Source organism: Streptomyces sp. UC4497, assembly GCF_054871485.1.
In genome coordinates, this window is the sequence record NZ_JBTYHB010000002.1 from 61,014 (window position 1) to 74,929 (window position 13,916).

The window sequence follows — 13,916 nt, forward strand, 5'->3', positions numbered from 1 at the left end:
CCCGCGTCACCGGCCGGCGACCCGCTCGTACACGACCCCGAAGTCCGTCTGCCACGCCTCTCCGTCCTTCGACGCCTCCCAGGCGCCCGTGAGCGTGTTCCCCGACGCGTCGAACCGGGCGGAGAAGCGCTGGTGGAAGTCCGGGGCCGCCCGCCAGATCCGCAGCTCCCCGTCGACCAGGCGCAGCCCGTACACACGCGAGACGCCGCGTCCGTCGGCGTAGAGCATCGTGAAGTGCCCTACGGCGTCGTCGTATCCGATATAGGCGACGGTCGGGAACGGGTGGTGTTCGCGCCACCCCTCCGGAAGGGCGGCCGCGGTGTCCGGCGCGAGGTCGGCGCGCTGCACGAGGAAGCCGCCGTCGGGCGTGCGCGCGTAGGAGGTCGGGATCGGTCCGATCCGGCCGCCGGGAGCGCCCTCGACGAGTGCCCACTGCCGCCACTCGCCGAGGAGCGGGTCCAGCGTGTCCAGAGCCGGGTGGTTCGTGTTCTGCTGCCGCATGGTGTCTCCGTGGTCTCCTCACAGGGATGCACAGGGGTGCACAGGGGCGCCCCTTCACATGAGGAGACCACGGTGGGCGGTCCGATTCATCGGTCCGCGCGGCGGTCAGCGCACGCCCACCGCCGCCAGCGCCTTGCGCTGCTTCTCGGTCGGGGCGGCCGGGAAGTACAGGTAGCAGACGCCGCCGGTGCCGGAGACGACCTTGCCGTCGGCGTTGTAGCGCTTCGTTCGGAGCCAGATATTTTCCCACTCGCGCCTCTTGTAGACGCGGCGGACCGCGGCGTCGCTGGGTGAGGCCGGGTCGTTGGCGATCACGTCGCCGCCGGCGGTGAAGCCGATGACCGTCATCAGGTGTCCCGAGGTGCCGTAGCCCGCGCCGGTCAGCTCCTCCTTGAGGAACGACTGGGACGTTATGGCCGGGATCCCGGCCGCGATCAGCTTCTCCAGGTCGGCGAGGGAGGAGAGGCGCGTGACGACGCCCTGCATGTCCTTGTACGTCGCCGCGTACGCCGCGTTGAACGGCCAGTTGCCGCAGCCCTCGTACTGGTAGTCATACGTATAACGCGCCGCGTGACAGACCTGCGGATCGGCGTACGAGGGGTTCACCCAGGCGAGCTGCTCGGCCGTCGGCTTGCGACCCCAGTACTCGATGATCATCTGCGAGGACGTGGGGCTGCACCAGGCCTCTCCCCCGTTGTCGTACTCGGGGTACTGGCCGACGTGGATGTTCTGCGAGTAGCGCGGGACCTTCAGCTCCTTGGCGAGGCCCGGCCTGGAGGCGGGGACGGTGAAGCGGTCCGGGACGTCCGAGCCCATGGCGCCCAGGCGCCACACCGTGGGCGCCGCGTTCGAACCCGGCGCGCGCAGCAGGGTCAGGCGCAGCTGGTAGGAGACCAGGCGCAGGCCCGAGGCCGGGTCGTCGATGGAGAACGTGTCCGTCCAGATGCTCGACTTCCCGTCCGACTGGTCGTCCACGGACGTGCGGCGGATGTCGGCTTCCTTGTCGTCGCCCGCCGTCCAGCGGCCCATGACGTACCAGGGGGTCGTGGCGCCGTCCGTGTAGGTGCCCTGGAGTTCGATCTCGATCCAGGTGCCCTTCGGGGTGCGCGCGTTCCAGGACGCGATGACCTCGGTGGCGGGGACCGCGAGCGCGTGGACCGGGGAGAGCCACTCGGCGTACTCCCACTCGGCCGTCTTGTTCAGGTGTGGGTCCTTGTACGTCGTCGTGCCGGCGGGCGCGCCGATCGTCACGCCGGGGCGCGCGCCGCTCACGACGCGCGTGCCGTGCGCGGTGCCGGAGTTCCAGTCGGCGGACGTCGTCCAGGTGCGGTTGTCCACGAAGCGGTTCACGGCGCCCTTCCGCGTGGAGTGTGCGGGCGTGGCGGCGCGCGCGGAGCCCATCGCGGCCGTCGTGGCGAGCGCGGCGCCCGCGGCCGCCGCGAGAACGGTTCTCCGGGAGAGCGGGGAGGGGGTTTCGGGTCGGGTCATCGGCTGATCCCTCGGTCGTCGGTGCTGACGGACGTGACGGAGACGGAGACTGACGTGACAGAGTGCGCCAACTATGGCCGCCGGGGCGGGATTTCCACCAGCGTTTCGCAGCGGGGCACCGGCACGAATATTGGTCTTCACCACTGGCATGACCTGCGGCGGCGCGCGCGAAACCGATCCGGGCGGCGTCGTACCCTTGCGGCCGTGAGCTACCACCATGCGCCCCTCGCCGACTGCGCCGACCGGATCCGCCGGCTGCCGCCCTCCTGCGGTCCCGTGCGGCTCGTCGGCATCGACGGGCACGCGGGTTCCGGCAAGTCGACCTTCGCGGTGCGGCTCGCGGAGGCGCTCGGCGGGGCGCCCGTCCTGCGGCTCGACGACCTCGCGAGCCACGACGCGCTCTTCGGCTGGACCGAGCGGCTGCGCGCCCAGGTCCTCGCCCCGCTCTCCCGCGGCGAGGCCGCGCGCTACGAGACGTACGACTGGCACGCCCGCCGCTACACCGCCGCGCGCGAACTGTCGCCGGCGGACGTCGTCCTGATCGAGGGCGTCGGGGCGGGCCGGAGCGAACTTCGGCCGGAACTCGCGATGTTGCTGTGGCTCGACATGCCCCGCGAGGCGGCGTGGGCGCGGGGGCGGGCGCGGGACGGCGAGGCGCAACGGGAGTTCTGGGACGGCTGGATCCCAGCGGAGCAAAAGCACTTCAAAGAGAACCCTTCCCTCCCCTTCGCAGACCTTTTGGTACGCGAGTGTTCAGAGGGATATGAGATGCGGGAAGGGCCTGACGGGATCCCACCCTTGAACGAGACCATCACTCACAGTGATGGACCGCCAGCGGTCCGGTGAACCTGTGGAAACGGCCTTCCGCCACTTTCCACGAGAGCCTCAACTCTGCTTGACCGAGGGGCCGTACAGGACTTACGTTCTCAATGTGCGGCCTTTCGGGACCGCCTACAGACGCGAAGCCCCCGGTTGTTCCCCCGTGATCGGGGGCTTCGTTCTGCCCTCAAGGCCCCTTCCCGGGCGCACCGAGGCGTCATCTGCTCACCCTGGGTCACCATCCGGAACCACGCCCACCTGCGCCGAATCCCCCTGCCTTGGCCCCGATCCGACCGGGTCGCGCCCTACGGCCGAGCTCACCCCCGCGGGTACGATGCCCTCGGTGCGGTCTACGGACGGCTCGCTGTCCGCATCGTGACAACTCCCGTCCATGACAGAGCGGTTCATCGGGGGCACGGTTTGTGGGGGACGTGATGGACTTCGGCACCGGTGCACAGGCCGGCCCGGCCGACCTCGCCTGGCTGCGAGGCGTCGACGCCTACACCACGGGTGCGTATCCGCAGGCGGAGGACGAATTCCGCACGGCGGTACGGATGGACCCGGGGATGGCCGACGGCTGGCTCGGGCTGCACGCCCTGCGCGTCGACACGACGACGGCGCTGCTGCGCATGTTCCGGCATCGCGACCGGTTCGGCGAGCAGCGCATGCGCCACCGGCGCACGCTCAACTCCTGGTACTGGCTGGGCTGGTGGGTGCAGCCGGTGCTCGAGCATCCGCGCGACCTGCTGCTCGCGCACGCCTCGCACTGGCTGGACGGGCGCCATGTCCCGGACCTGGACCGGGCGTTGGCCACCCTGCCGCCGTTCGACGCGGATCCACAGGTGCGGTTCCTGCACGCCTGCCGCTCGTACCTGGTGAAGGACTGGGATCAACTGGTCCGGCACACCGACCCGTTGACCGACGACCCGATGCTCGGCATCGAGGCCGGTCTCTTCGGCGGCATGGCCCGGGTGCGCCTGGAGATGTACGGGCAGGCGGAGCCGCTGCTCTCCTCGGCCCTGATGCGCTGTCGCAGCGAGCAGCCGCAGCGCAAGGAGCTGCGCTACTGGCTGGCCAGGGCCCATGAGGGCACCGGGCGTTCGGCGGCCGCGCTCCCCCTGTACCGGGCGGTGCACCGGGTCGACCCCGCCTTCATGGACACCTCCGCGCGGCTCGCGGCGATCGCCGAGGGGGACGGGTACGGGGACTTCGGCGACGGGACGGACCTCGCGCCCCTGTCCATGACGGGGTATCAGGACGGGCCCGACGGCGACATGGGCGATCCGCTGTACGAGAGCGACGGGCGGGATCTGAAGGTCACCGACCCCGATCTGCCGCCTCCCGGTGGCTCGGCCGCCGATGACGCCGACATGGTGCGGGAGAAGGCCGTGGTGCCGGTGCCCGCGCCGCCGCCGGCCAGCAGCACGGATCCGGTGCTCCTGGAGGAGGCGCTCAGCGAGCTGGAGCGGATGGTGGGCCTGGAGCCCGTGAAGCGCCAAGTGAAGGCGCTGTCCGCCCAGTTGAACATGGCGCGGCTGCGGTCGGGGCAGGGGCTTCCGGTCCAGCCGCCGAAACGGCACTTCGTGTTCTCCGGACCCTCGGGTACGGGCAAGACGACCGTGGCGCGGATTCTGGGACGGGTCTTCTACGCGCTCGGGCTGCTGGGCGGCGACCATTTGGTCGAGGCGCAGCGGGCGGACCTGGTGGGCGAGTATCTGGGACAGACGGCCGTGAAGGCGAACGAGTTGATCGACTCGGCGCTGGGTGGCGTGCTGTTCGTCGACGAGGCGTACGCGCTGTCCAACTCCGGCTACGGGAAGGGCGACGCGTACGGCGACGAGGCGCTTCAGGTGCTGCTGAAGCGGGCGGAGGACAACCGGGATCACCTGGTCGTGATCCTCGCCGGGTACCCGGAGGGGATGGACCGGCTGCTCGCCGCCAACCCCGGGCTTTCGTCGCGGTTCACGACGCGGGTCGACTTCCCGTCGTACCGGCCGCTCGAACTCACTTCCATCGGCGAGGTGTTGGCCGCGGAGAACGGGGACGTGTGGGACGAGGAGGCGCGGGACGAGCTCCGCTCGATCGCCGGGCATGTGGTGGACCAGGGGTGGATCGACGAGCTCGGGAACGGGCGGTTCCTGCGGACGCTGTACGAGAAGTCGTGTGCGTATCGCGATCTGCGGTTGACCGGGTATGCGGTGGAGCCCACTCGGGATGACCTGGCGACGTTGCGGTTGCCGGATCTGATGCAGGCGTATGGCGAGGTGTTGTCGGGGCGGGGGCCGTCCGCCGGGTGACTCGGTGGCGGACGGCCCCCGCCCGGAACAGTTACGCCAGCGCCCCCTCGCGCTTTCGGGCCACCGGGACGCGGGGCGGGTCCGTCTCGCGGTGGGCCGGGTCCCGGACCTCGCCGACCAGGAGTTCCAGTACGTCCTCCAGGGCGACCAGGCCGAGTACGCGGCCGGAGGCGTCCGCGACCTTGGCCAGGTGGGTGGCGGCGCGGCGCATCACCGTGAGGGCGTCGTCCAGCGGGAGTTCGGCCCGCAGCGTGGCCATGGGCCGCCAGAGCTGCTGCGGCACCGCGCGGTCCATGTCGGGGCCGTCGATCAGGTCGAGGACGTCCTTCACGTGGAGGTAGCCCATGAACGCGCCGTCCTCGGAGCAGAGCGGAAAGCGCGAGTAGCCCGTGCGGGCCGTGAGTCCGATGATCTCGGCCGGGGTGACCGCGGGGCCGACCGTCACCAGGGAGGCGCGGTCGATCAGGACGTCCGTCACCGGGCGTGAGCCCAGTTCCAGGGCGTCCTCCAGGCGCTCCTGCTCCTCGGGGGCGAGGAGTCCCGCCTGGCCCGAGTCCTCCACGAGACGGTTGAGCTGCTCGCTCGTGAAGACCGCCTCCACCTCGTCCTTGGGCTCGACCCGGAAGGCCTTGAGGATCAGGCGGGCGCAGGCGCCGAGCGCGATCGTGACCGGCTTGCAGAGGCGGGCGAAGGCGACGAGGCCGGGGCTGAACCACAGCGCCGTCTTCTCCGGCGCCGCCATCGCCAGGTTCTTCGGGACCATCTCGCCGATGACGAGGTGGAAGAAGACCACGGCCGCGAGCGCGATCACGTACCCGAGCGGGTGGATCATGCCGTGCGGGACGTGGGCCGCCTCGAAGACGGGCTCCAGGAGGTGGGCCACGGTCGGTTCGGCCACCGCGCCGAGTGTCAGCGAGCAGACGGTGATGCCGAACTGGGCCGCCGCCATCATCTGCGGCAGGTGCTCGAGGCCGTACAGGACCTGCTTGGCCCGCTTGCCGGGGATGGGTTCGATCTGGCTTCGGCGGACCGACACGAGAGCGAACTCCGCGCCGACGAAGAAGCCGTTGGCGAGGACCAGCAGGGCCGCGAAGACGAGTTGCAGCGCGCTCATCGGGCCGCCTCCAGGACGGGCGTGGGCGCGTCGGCGGTCTTCACGATGCGAACGCGCTCTGCCCTGTAGTGGTCCACCGCTCGCACCGACAGGCGCCAGCCCGGAAGTTCGGCCTTGTCGCCGGGGGCCGGGATGCGGCCCAGGAGATCGGCGACGAGCCCCGCCACCGTCTCGTACGGGCCCTCGGGGACGTCGAGGCCTATGCGGCGCAGGATGTCGACGCGGCAGCTGCCGTCGGCCTCCCATGCGGGACGGCCGTCCTCGGACGGGGCGACCGCCAGTTCGGGAAGGTCGAGACCGTCGTGCTCGTCGCGGACCTCACCGACGAGCTCCTCCACGATGTCCTCCAGGGTGACGACCCCGGCCGTGCCGCCGTACTCGTCGACGACCACGGCGATCGGCTGCTCGCTGCGCAGCCGGGCCAGCAAGGGCTGTACGGGGAGGGTCTCGGGGACCAGCAGCGGGGGTTGCGCGATGCGGCCGACCGGCGTGCGCAGCCGCTCGTGCGCGGGCATCGCGAGGGCGTCCTTGAGGTGGACCATGCCGATGATCTCGTCGATCCGCTCCCGGTAGACCGGGAAGCGGGACAGGCCCGTGGCGCGGGTCAGGTTGACCACGTCCTCGGCGGTCGCGGACGACTGCAGCGCGCTGACCTTCACGCGCGGCGTCATGACGTGCTGCGCGGTCAGCTCGGCGAGCGACAGGGTCCGTACGAAGAGGTCGGCCGTGTCCTGTTCCAGGGCGCCCGCCTGCGCGGAGTGCCGGGCCAGGGAGACCAGTTCGCCCGGGGTGCGGGCGGAGGCGAGTTCGTCGGCGGGCTCGACGCCGAGCGCGCGCACGATGCGGTTCGCCACGGCGTTGAGCAGGGCGATGACCGGCCGGAACAGGCGGGAGAACGCGTGCTGCGGGCCGGCCACGAACCGGGCGACCTGCAGCGGCTTCGACACCGCCCAGTTCTTCGGCACGAGTTCACCGATCACCATCTGCACGGCGGACGCCAGCAGCATGCCGACGACGACGGAGATGCCGCCGACGGCGCCCTCGGGCAGGCCGACGGCGGTGAAGGGGCCGCGCAGCAGCTCGGCGAGGGCCGGTTCGGCGAGCATGCCGACGACCAGTGAGGTGATGGTGATGCCGAGCTGGGTGCCGGAGAGCTGGAAGGACAGCTGCTTGAGGGCGTTCACGACCGTGCGGGCGCGCTTGTCGCCCGCGGCCGCGGCCTTCTCGGCGTCGGGGCGTTCCACGGTGACGAGGCCGAATTCGGCCGCCACGAAGAAGCCGTTGGCGAGGATCAGGAGGAAGGCTGCCGCGAGGAGCAGCAACGGGGTGGTCATGCCGCCGCCTCCGGGGACGTCAGCGCGCGGGGCGTGCCGTGTCGGGAGGGGGCGGCGCAGGTACTACCGGACGATCCGTCCATCGCTGGAGGGAGTCACTCCTCGGTTCGCAGGAGCCCTTGGCTCCGCCGGTGGCGGGGTGAGGGCGGGGCGGCACTTGTGGCGCGCCCCGGGACCAGGTTAATCAAGCCGGGGGGCGATGTGTCAGGGGCTGCTCGTCCCGGAGTCGGCGGCGCCGGGGTTGACGTCGCGGGGCTCTGCCCCGGACCCCGCGCCTCAATCGCCGGCGGGGCTTGACTGGTGGGCCGACTCCGTCAGGGCGCGGAGCGCCTTTGCGTCGCGGATGGCGGATTGTTTGGCCATGCCGGGCTGGATGCCCATGGCGGCCATGCTCGTGCCGTCGGCGAGGTCGAGGAAGACCCAGGGGTCGCCCGGGCGCAGGTTGACCCGGACGATCTCCGCCCAGGACAGCCGGCGGCTGCGCGCCACGTTGACCACCGTGACGCCCTCGGTGTCGGCGACGACCTTGGGACGGGCCAGCAGCCAGAGCACGCCCCAGAACAGCGCCCCGGTGAAGACGAAGCTGGCCTTCTCCCCCGGGCTCAGGCCGCCGAGCAGCAGCGCGACGATCGTGATCACCACGAAGGAAGCGGCGCCGAGCGTGTGCAGGACGGCGCGGGTGCGGCCCGGCCGGAAGGTGACGGGCAGGCTGGGCTGGTCGGACATGGTGGACGTCCTCAGAGGCGGCAGGCGTGGATGGCCGTGGTGAGGATGGCCCGCGCGCCGAGGGCGTACAGGTCGTCCATGATGCGCTGCGCGCCCTTGGCCGGGACCATCGCGCGGACGGCGACCCAGCCCTCGTTGTGCAGCGGGGAGACGGTCGGCGACTCCAGGCCGGGCGTGAGGGCGACGGCCTTCTCCAGGTGCTCGGCGCGGCAGTCGTAGTCCATCATCACGTACGTCCGGGCGACGAGGACGCCCTGCAGGCGGCGCAGGAACTGCTGCACCTTGGGGTCGTCCGTCGTCTCGCCCTTGCGGCGGATGACGCAGGCCTCGGAGCGCATGATCGGCTCGCCGAAGACCTCCAGGCCGGCGTTGCGAAGGGACGTACCCGTCTCGACGACGTCCGCGATGGCCTCGGCGACACCGAGCTCGATGGCGGTCTCGACGGCGCCGTCGAGGTGCACGACGTTGGCTTCGACGCCGCGCTCGGCGAGGTACTTGCCGACGATGCCCTCGTAGGAGGTGGCGATCGTCTTGCCCGCGAGGTCCGCGAGGTCCTTCACGGCGCCCGGCCTTGAGGCGAAGCGGAAGGTGGAGCGGGCGAAGCCGAGCGGCAGGATCGTCTCGGCCTCGGCGCCGGAGTCGATCAGCAGGTCCTCGCCGGTGATGCCGATGTCGAGCTTGCCCGAGGACACGTAGATCGCGATGTCCTTGGGGCGCAGGTAGAAGAACTCGACCTCGTTGTCCGGGTCGACCGTGACGAGTTCCTTGGACTCCTTGCGCTGCCGGTATCCGGCCTCATGCAGCATGTCCGACGCAGGCCCTGAGAGTGAACCCTTGTTGGGGACGGCGATGCGCAGCATGAGGTCGGATTCCTTTGCGTAAGGGGTGAGTTGCGGATGGGGTGGTCGGTACGCGGGCTTAAAGGTGCGCGTACACGTCGTCGAGGGAGATGCCGCGGGCGACCATCATCACCTGCACGTGGTAGAGCAGCTGCGAGATCTCCTCGGCGGCTGCCTCCTTGCCCTCGTGCTCGGCGGCCATCCAGACTTCGGCGGCCTCCTCGACGACCTTCTTGCCGATGGCATGGACGCCCTTGCCGACCAGTTCAGCGGTGCGGGAAGTGGCGGGGTCGCCGTTGGCTGCCTTGTGCTGGAGCTCGGTGAAGAGCTCCTCGAACGTCTTATTGGACATGGTGGCGTCTACTTTACGCGTCCCGAGCCGGCCGTCAGCGCCAGGGCTCGGCGATCGTACGGAGCGTGGTCGCGGTGGCGACGGCCGCGGTGACCGCCTCGTGCCCCTTGTCCTCGTTGGAGCCCTCGATGCCGGCCCTGTCGAGCGCCTGCTCCTCGGTGTCGCAGGTCAGGACGCCGAAGCCGATGGGGACGCCGGTGTCGACGGTGACCTGGGTGAGGCCGTTCGTCACGCCCTGGCAGACGTACTCGAAGTGCGGGGTGCCGCCGCGGATGACGACGCCGAGCGCGACGATCGCGTCGTAGCCGCGGCCCGCGAGGACCTTCGCGACAACAGGCAGCTCGAAGCTGCCGGGGACGCGCAGCAGGGTGGGCTCGCTGATGCCCAGCTCGTTCAGGGCGCGCAGGGCGCCGTCCACGAGTCCGTCCATGACCTGCTCGTGCCACTGGGCCGCGATGACGGCCACGCGCAGGTCGCCGCAGTTCTTCACGCTCAGTTCGGGTGCACCCTTGCCGCTCACGCGCTTCTCCTCGTACGTACGTCGTTCGAAATGGGGTTACTGGTTGTTGCAGGCGGACGTCCGCGGGGCGTCCAGCCAGGGCAGGTCGTGGCCCATGCGGTCCCGCTTGGTGCGCAGGTAGCGCAGGTTGTGCTCGCCCGCCGTGACGGGCATCGGCTCCCGCTCGGTGACCTTGAGGCCGTGGCGGGTGAGGGCGTCGGTCTTGTCGGGGTTGTTGGTCATCAGGCGCAGGCTGCGCACGCCGAGGTCACCGAGGATCTGGGCGCCGGCGGCGTAGTCGCGGGCGTCGGCGGGCAGGCCGAGTTCCAGGTTGGCGTCGAGGGTGTCGCGGCCCTGCTCCTGGAGCTCGTACGCGCGCAGCTTGGAGACGAGGCCGATGCCGCGGCCCTCGTGCCCGCGCAGGTAGACGACGACGCCGCGGCCCTCCTCGACGATGCGGCGCATGGATTCCTCCAGCTGGGGGCCGCAGTCGCAGCGCAGCGAGTGGAACACGTCGCCGGTCAGGCACTCGGAGTGGATCCGGGCGAGGACCTCCTCGCCGTCGCCGAGCTCGCCGTGCACGAGGGCGACGTGCTCGACGCCGTCGACCGTGGAGCGGTAGCCGTAGGCCGTGAACTCGCCGAAGGCGGTGGGGAGTTGGACGGTCGCCGCGCGCTTGACGGTGGGCTCGGAACTGCGGCGGTAGTCGATCAGGTCCTTGATGGAGATGATCGTCAGGCCGTGCCTGCGGGCGAACGGGACGAGCTCGGGCAGGCGCAGCATCACGCCGTCCTCACCGGCGATCTCCACGATGGCGCCGGCCGGGCGCAGGCCCGCGAGCCGCGCGAGGTCGACGGCGGCCTCGGTGTGGCCGTCGCGGACCAGGACGCCGCCCTCCTTGGCGCGCAGCGGGAAGATGTGGCCGGGGCGGACGAAGTCGCCGGGCTCGCTGCTTCCCGAGGCGAGGAGCCGGAGCGTGGCCGCGCGGTCGGCGGCCGAGATGCCGGTCGTCACGCCGTGCGCGCCGGAGGCGTCGACGGAGACGGTGAACGCGGTCTGCATCGACTCGGTGTTCTGGCCGACCATCTGCGGCAGCTCGAGCCGGTCGAGCTCGTCGCCCTCCATGGGGGCGCAGATCAGGCCGCGGCACTCGCTCATCATGAAGGCGACGATCTCGGGCGTGATCTTCTCGGCGGCGACGACGAGGTCGCCCTCGTTCTCGCGGTCCTCGTCGTCGACCACCACGACGGGGCGTCCTGCGGCGATGTCGCGGACGGCCATCTCGACCGGGTCGAGGGACAGGTCCTCGACCTCGTAGAGGTTGGGTGCCGTGCTCATGCGCGGGCTCCTTCCAGGGCCGGGGCGGTGGTAGCGGCCGCGCGGGAGCGCAGCCACCAGTCGCGCATGCCCCACAGGACGAGCGCGCCGTAGATGACGTAGACGAAGCCGGAGAAGGCGAAGCCGTTGGCGAAGTTCAGGGGGACGCCGACGAGGTCGACGAGCAGCCAGGCGAACCAGAACTCGACCATGCCGCGGGCCTGGGCGTACATCGCGACGACGGTGCCGACGAAGATGTACGCGTCCGGCCACGGGTCCCAGGACAGCGTCGGGAACGCGGTGAACAGGCCGCCCACGGCGAGCGTGCCGACGGCGGCGGCGCCCACCAGGTAGCCGCGCTCGCGCCAGGTGGCGAAGCGGACGGCGATGGAGCCGTCCTGCGCCTGGCCCTTGCCGCGGTTCCACTGCCACCAGCCGTAGAGGGCGACGACGATGACGACGAGCTGCTTGCCCGCGCTGCCCGAGAGGTGGGCGGTGGCGAAGGCGGTGAGCAGGATCGCGCCGGATATCAGCTGGGCGGGCCAGGTCCATATGGAGCGGCGCCAGCCGAGCGCGAGGGCGATGAGACCGATCGTGTTGCCGATCATGTCGGACCAGAGGATGTGCTGGCCGAAGATCGTGAACGCCTCGGTGTTGAGCCAGTTCACCGCGCACCGCCCTGGGTTCCGAGCATCCGCTCCACGTACTTCGCGATGATGTCGACCTCGAGGTTGACCGGGTCGCCGGCCTGCTTCACGCCGAGCGTGGTCAGGGCGAGGGTGGTGGGGATGAGGCTGATGGTGAAGTAGTCGTCGGCGGCCTCGACGACCGTCAGGCTCACGCCGTCGACGGTGATCGAGCCCTTCTCGACGACGTAGCGGGACAGCTCGGCAGGGAGCGAGATCTTGACGATCTCCCAGTGCTCGGAGGGGGTCCGCTCGACGATCGTGCCCGTGCCGTCCACGTGGCCCTGCACGACGTGCCCACCGAAGCGGCCGTCGGCGACCATCGGCCGTTCGAGGTTGACGCGGGAGCCCGTGGCGAGTGCGCCGAGGCTGGAGCGCTTGAGGGTCTCGGCCATGACGTCGGCGGTGAACTCGTCGTTCCCGTGCTCGACGACGGTGAGGCACACGCCGTTGACGGCGATGGAGTCCCCGTGTTTCGCGCCCTCGGTGACGACCGGGCCCCGCACACGGAAGCGACAGGCGTCGTCGAGCATCTCGACGGCGGTGATCTCGCCCAGCTCTTCGACGATTCCGGTGAACACTTCCCGGGTCCTCCCTTTACGGGCCTGGACTCCGGGGCACTGTCGTACGACGACGACAGAACGTACGGACTGCGACACCTGTGGCGACGCCGCGTTAGACACCGGTCCCTTGGCGGGACCGCTGAAACAGCCGGCGACGCGCACTCACGTGCCCGCCCGCCGCGCACTGCCTCCCATCCGGACTTTAACCGTCGGTCCAGGAATTTCACCTGGTCAACCGGCCACAGGATCGTGACCGGGTCGCGGACTGTAACCGCCGGTTCGGACTTTCACCGACCCCGGAGTGCGCTGCTTCTGGTACAGAGCCAGTCTGCCACGTCTCTCCGACGTGCACGCATGCGAACGCTGTGGGCTGACTCACAGGCCGTGGCGCTGGTTTCCGCCCGCCGGCGGGAATACGACGCCGTTCTGGCAGGCAACGTTCTGGCAGTCTGAGGGCGTGACCAGCACGCCATCCACCGAACACGCGGCCCGCGCCGCCGAGTTCGAGAACCACAGGGCCCGGATGTTCGGGCTCGCCTACCGGCTGCTCGGCTCCGCCGAGGAGGCCAAGGACACGGTGCAGGACGCGTATCTGCGGTTCGGCGCCACCGAGCCGGGGTCCGTCGAGCACGTCGGGGCCTGGCTCGCCAAGGTCGTCACGAACCTCTGCCTGAACCGTCTCTCGTCCGCGCGCGTCCGGCGGGAGCAGTACGCGGGCCCCTGGCTGCCCGAACCCGTCCTCACCTCGGACGGCACGCTCGGCCCGCTGGAGTCGGCCGAGCAGCTCGACTCGGTGTCGTGCGCGCTGCTGGTGCTCCTTGAGCGGCTCACACCGACGGAGCGGGCGGTGTACGTGCTGCGGGAGGCCTTCGCGTACGGGTATCGGGAGATCGCCGGGGTGCTCGACCTCGGCGAGGCCAACTGCCGTCAGCTGTACCGGCGTTCCGTGGCGCGGCTGCGGGAGGACCGGGCGCGGTTCGAGCCGTCCGAGCGGGTGCGGCGTGAGCTGGTGGAGGCGTTCGTCGGGGCGGCGCGCGAGGGCGATCTGGCGGGCCTGGAGAAGATGCTCGCCACGGATGTGCAGTGGTGGGGCGACGGCGGCGGCAAGGTCACCGCGGCCCGCAAGGCCGTCGCGGGCCGCGAGAAGGTGCTGCGGTTCCTGGAGGGCATCGCCGAGAAGTACCTGGTGGGCGTGGAGCTGTTCGTCGAGGAGATCAACGGGGAGCCGGGGATCATCGCGCGGCGGCCCGACGGGGGCCTGTTCGCGGTGGTCTGCTTCGAGGTGCGGGAAGGGCGCGTTTCGGTCGGGCGGACGATCCTGAACCCGGACAAGCTGGGGTTCGTGACGCGTCAGCTCGGGATGGCCGCGTAGGGCTGTCAC

At 70.8% G+C, this 13,916-nt stretch carries 14 protein-coding genes and 1 riboswitch; of the genes, 3 read left to right on the top strand and 11 right to left on the bottom strand.

The window, feature by feature from the left end:
- Positions 1–6 precede the first annotated feature (6 nt).
- The gene (locus ACYSUO_RS02980; RefSeq protein ID WP_461774420.1) at positions 7–501 is read right to left on the bottom strand and encodes a hypothetical protein; all 495 of its coding nucleotides are present in this window, start codon (positions 499–501) and stop codon (positions 7–9) included.
- A gap of 105 nt (positions 502–606) precedes the next feature.
- The gene (locus ACYSUO_RS02985; protein WP_461774421.1) at positions 607–1,989 is read right to left on the bottom strand and encodes a peptidase C39 family protein; all 1,383 of its coding nucleotides are present in this window, start codon (positions 1,987–1,989) and stop codon (positions 607–609) included.
- 204 nt (positions 1,990–2,193) lie between these two features.
- Between ACYSUO_RS02985 and ACYSUO_RS02990 the strand changes: the two genes are divergently transcribed.
- Positions 2,194–2,835: a uridine kinase family protein gene (locus ACYSUO_RS02990; protein WP_461774422.1), complete on the top strand. Its 642-nt coding sequence runs from the start codon at positions 2,194–2,196 to the stop codon at positions 2,833–2,835.
- 407 nt (positions 2,836–3,242) lie between these two features.
- The gene (locus ACYSUO_RS02995) at positions 3,243–5,105 is read left to right on the top strand and encodes an AAA family ATPase (RefSeq protein WP_461774423.1); all 1,863 of its coding nucleotides are present in this window, start codon (positions 3,243–3,245) and stop codon (positions 5,103–5,105) included.
- Positions 5,106–5,136: 31 nt separating this feature from the next.
- Here the strand turns inward: ACYSUO_RS02995 and ACYSUO_RS03000 are convergent, their stop codons facing one another.
- The 9 genes from ACYSUO_RS03000 to ACYSUO_RS03040 all read right to left on the bottom strand — a co-directional run bounded on the left by ACYSUO_RS03000 (position 5,137) and on the right by ACYSUO_RS03040 (position 12,553).
- The gene (locus ACYSUO_RS03000; RefSeq protein ID WP_461774424.1) at positions 5,137–6,219 is read right to left on the bottom strand and encodes a hemolysin family protein; all 1,083 of its coding nucleotides are present in this window, start codon (positions 6,217–6,219) and stop codon (positions 5,137–5,139) included.
- Positions 6,216–7,553, bottom strand: a complete 1,338-nt coding sequence (locus ACYSUO_RS03005) for a hemolysin family protein (protein ID WP_461774425.1) — start codon at positions 7,551–7,553, stop codon at positions 6,216–6,218. Before ACYSUO_RS03005 ends, ACYSUO_RS03000 begins: the two co-directional genes overlap by 4 nt.
- 276 nt (positions 7,554–7,829) lie before the next feature.
- On the bottom strand, positions 7,830–8,279 hold the full coding sequence (locus ACYSUO_RS03010; protein ID WP_461774426.1) for a PH domain-containing protein: 450 nt from the start codon (positions 8,277–8,279) through the stop codon (positions 7,830–7,832).
- An 11-nt stretch (positions 8,280–8,290) separates the two neighbouring features.
- Positions 8,291–9,139: an ATP phosphoribosyltransferase gene (hisG, locus tag ACYSUO_RS03015; RefSeq protein ID WP_461774427.1), complete on the bottom strand. Its 849-nt coding sequence runs from the start codon at positions 9,137–9,139 to the stop codon at positions 8,291–8,293.
- 58 nt (positions 9,140–9,197) lie between these two features.
- Positions 9,198–9,470 carry a phosphoribosyl-ATP diphosphatase gene (locus tag ACYSUO_RS03020; protein WP_425836281.1) on the bottom strand — a complete coding sequence of 91 codons (273 nt, stop codon included), beginning with the start codon at positions 9,468–9,470 and terminating at the stop codon, positions 9,198–9,200.
- A gap of 34 nt (positions 9,471–9,504) precedes the next feature.
- Complete coding sequence (gene ribH, locus ACYSUO_RS03025) at positions 9,505–9,990, bottom strand: 6,7-dimethyl-8-ribityllumazine synthase (RefSeq protein ID WP_266721889.1); 486 nt, start codon at positions 9,988–9,990, stop codon at positions 9,505–9,507.
- 36 nt (positions 9,991–10,026) lie between these two features.
- On the bottom strand, positions 10,027–11,307 hold the full coding sequence (locus ACYSUO_RS03030) for a bifunctional 3,4-dihydroxy-2-butanone-4-phosphate synthase/GTP cyclohydrolase II (RefSeq protein ID WP_461774428.1): 1,281 nt from the start codon (positions 11,305–11,307) through the stop codon (positions 10,027–10,029).
- Positions 11,304–11,954 carry a nicotinamide mononucleotide transporter family protein gene (locus ACYSUO_RS03035; protein ID WP_461774429.1) on the bottom strand — a complete coding sequence of 217 codons (651 nt, stop codon included), beginning with the start codon at positions 11,952–11,954 and terminating at the stop codon, positions 11,304–11,306. Before ACYSUO_RS03035 ends, ACYSUO_RS03030 begins: the two co-directional genes overlap by 4 nt.
- Positions 11,951–12,553, bottom strand: coding sequence for a riboflavin synthase (locus tag ACYSUO_RS03040; protein ID WP_266721883.1), 603 nt, complete (start codon positions 12,551–12,553; stop codon positions 11,951–11,953). Before ACYSUO_RS03040 ends, ACYSUO_RS03035 begins: the two co-directional genes overlap by 4 nt.
- Positions 12,554–12,712: 159 nt before the next feature.
- Positions 12,713–12,844: riboswitch (FMN riboswitch) on the bottom strand.
- A 148-nt stretch (positions 12,845–12,992) separates the two neighbouring features.
- Between ACYSUO_RS03040 and ACYSUO_RS03045 the strand changes: the two genes are divergently transcribed.
- Positions 12,993–13,907 (top strand): RNA polymerase sigma-70 factor, encoded by a 915-nt coding sequence (locus tag ACYSUO_RS03045; protein ID WP_461774430.1) that lies wholly within the window; start codon positions 12,993–12,995, stop codon positions 13,905–13,907.
- Positions 13,908–13,916 lie beyond the last annotated feature (9 nt).

Coding starts and splice junctions, on each gene's coding strand:
- ACYSUO_RS02985 (WP_461774421.1), bottom strand. CDS start 1,989: ATGACCCGACCCGAAACCCCCTCCCCGCTCTCCCGGAGAACCGTTCTC.
- ACYSUO_RS03030 (WP_461774428.1), bottom strand. CDS start 11,307: ATGAGCACGGCACCCAACCTCTACGAGGTCGAGGACCTGTCCCTCGAC.
- ACYSUO_RS03000 (WP_461774424.1), bottom strand. CDS start 6,219: ATGAGCGCGCTGCAACTCGTCTTCGCGGCCCTGCTGGTCCTCGCCAAC.
- ACYSUO_RS03020 (WP_425836281.1), bottom strand. CDS start 9,470: ATGTCCAATAAGACGTTCGAGGAGCTCTTCACCGAGCTCCAGCACAAG.
- hisG (WP_461774427.1), bottom strand. CDS start 9,139: ATGCTGCGCATCGCCGTCCCCAACAAGGGTTCACTCTCAGGGCCTGCG.
- ACYSUO_RS03010 (WP_461774426.1), bottom strand. CDS start 8,279: ATGTCCGACCAGCCCAGCCTGCCCGTCACCTTCCGGCCGGGCCGCACC.
- ACYSUO_RS02995 (WP_461774423.1), top strand. CDS start 3,243: ATGGACTTCGGCACCGGTGCACAGGCCGGCCCGGCCGACCTCGCCTGG.
- ACYSUO_RS03005 (WP_461774425.1), bottom strand. CDS start 7,553: ATGACCACCCCGTTGCTGCTCCTCGCGGCAGCCTTCCTCCTGATCCTC.
- ACYSUO_RS02980 (WP_461774420.1), bottom strand. CDS start 501: ATGCGGCAGCAGAACACGAACCACCCGGCTCTGGACACGCTGGACCCG.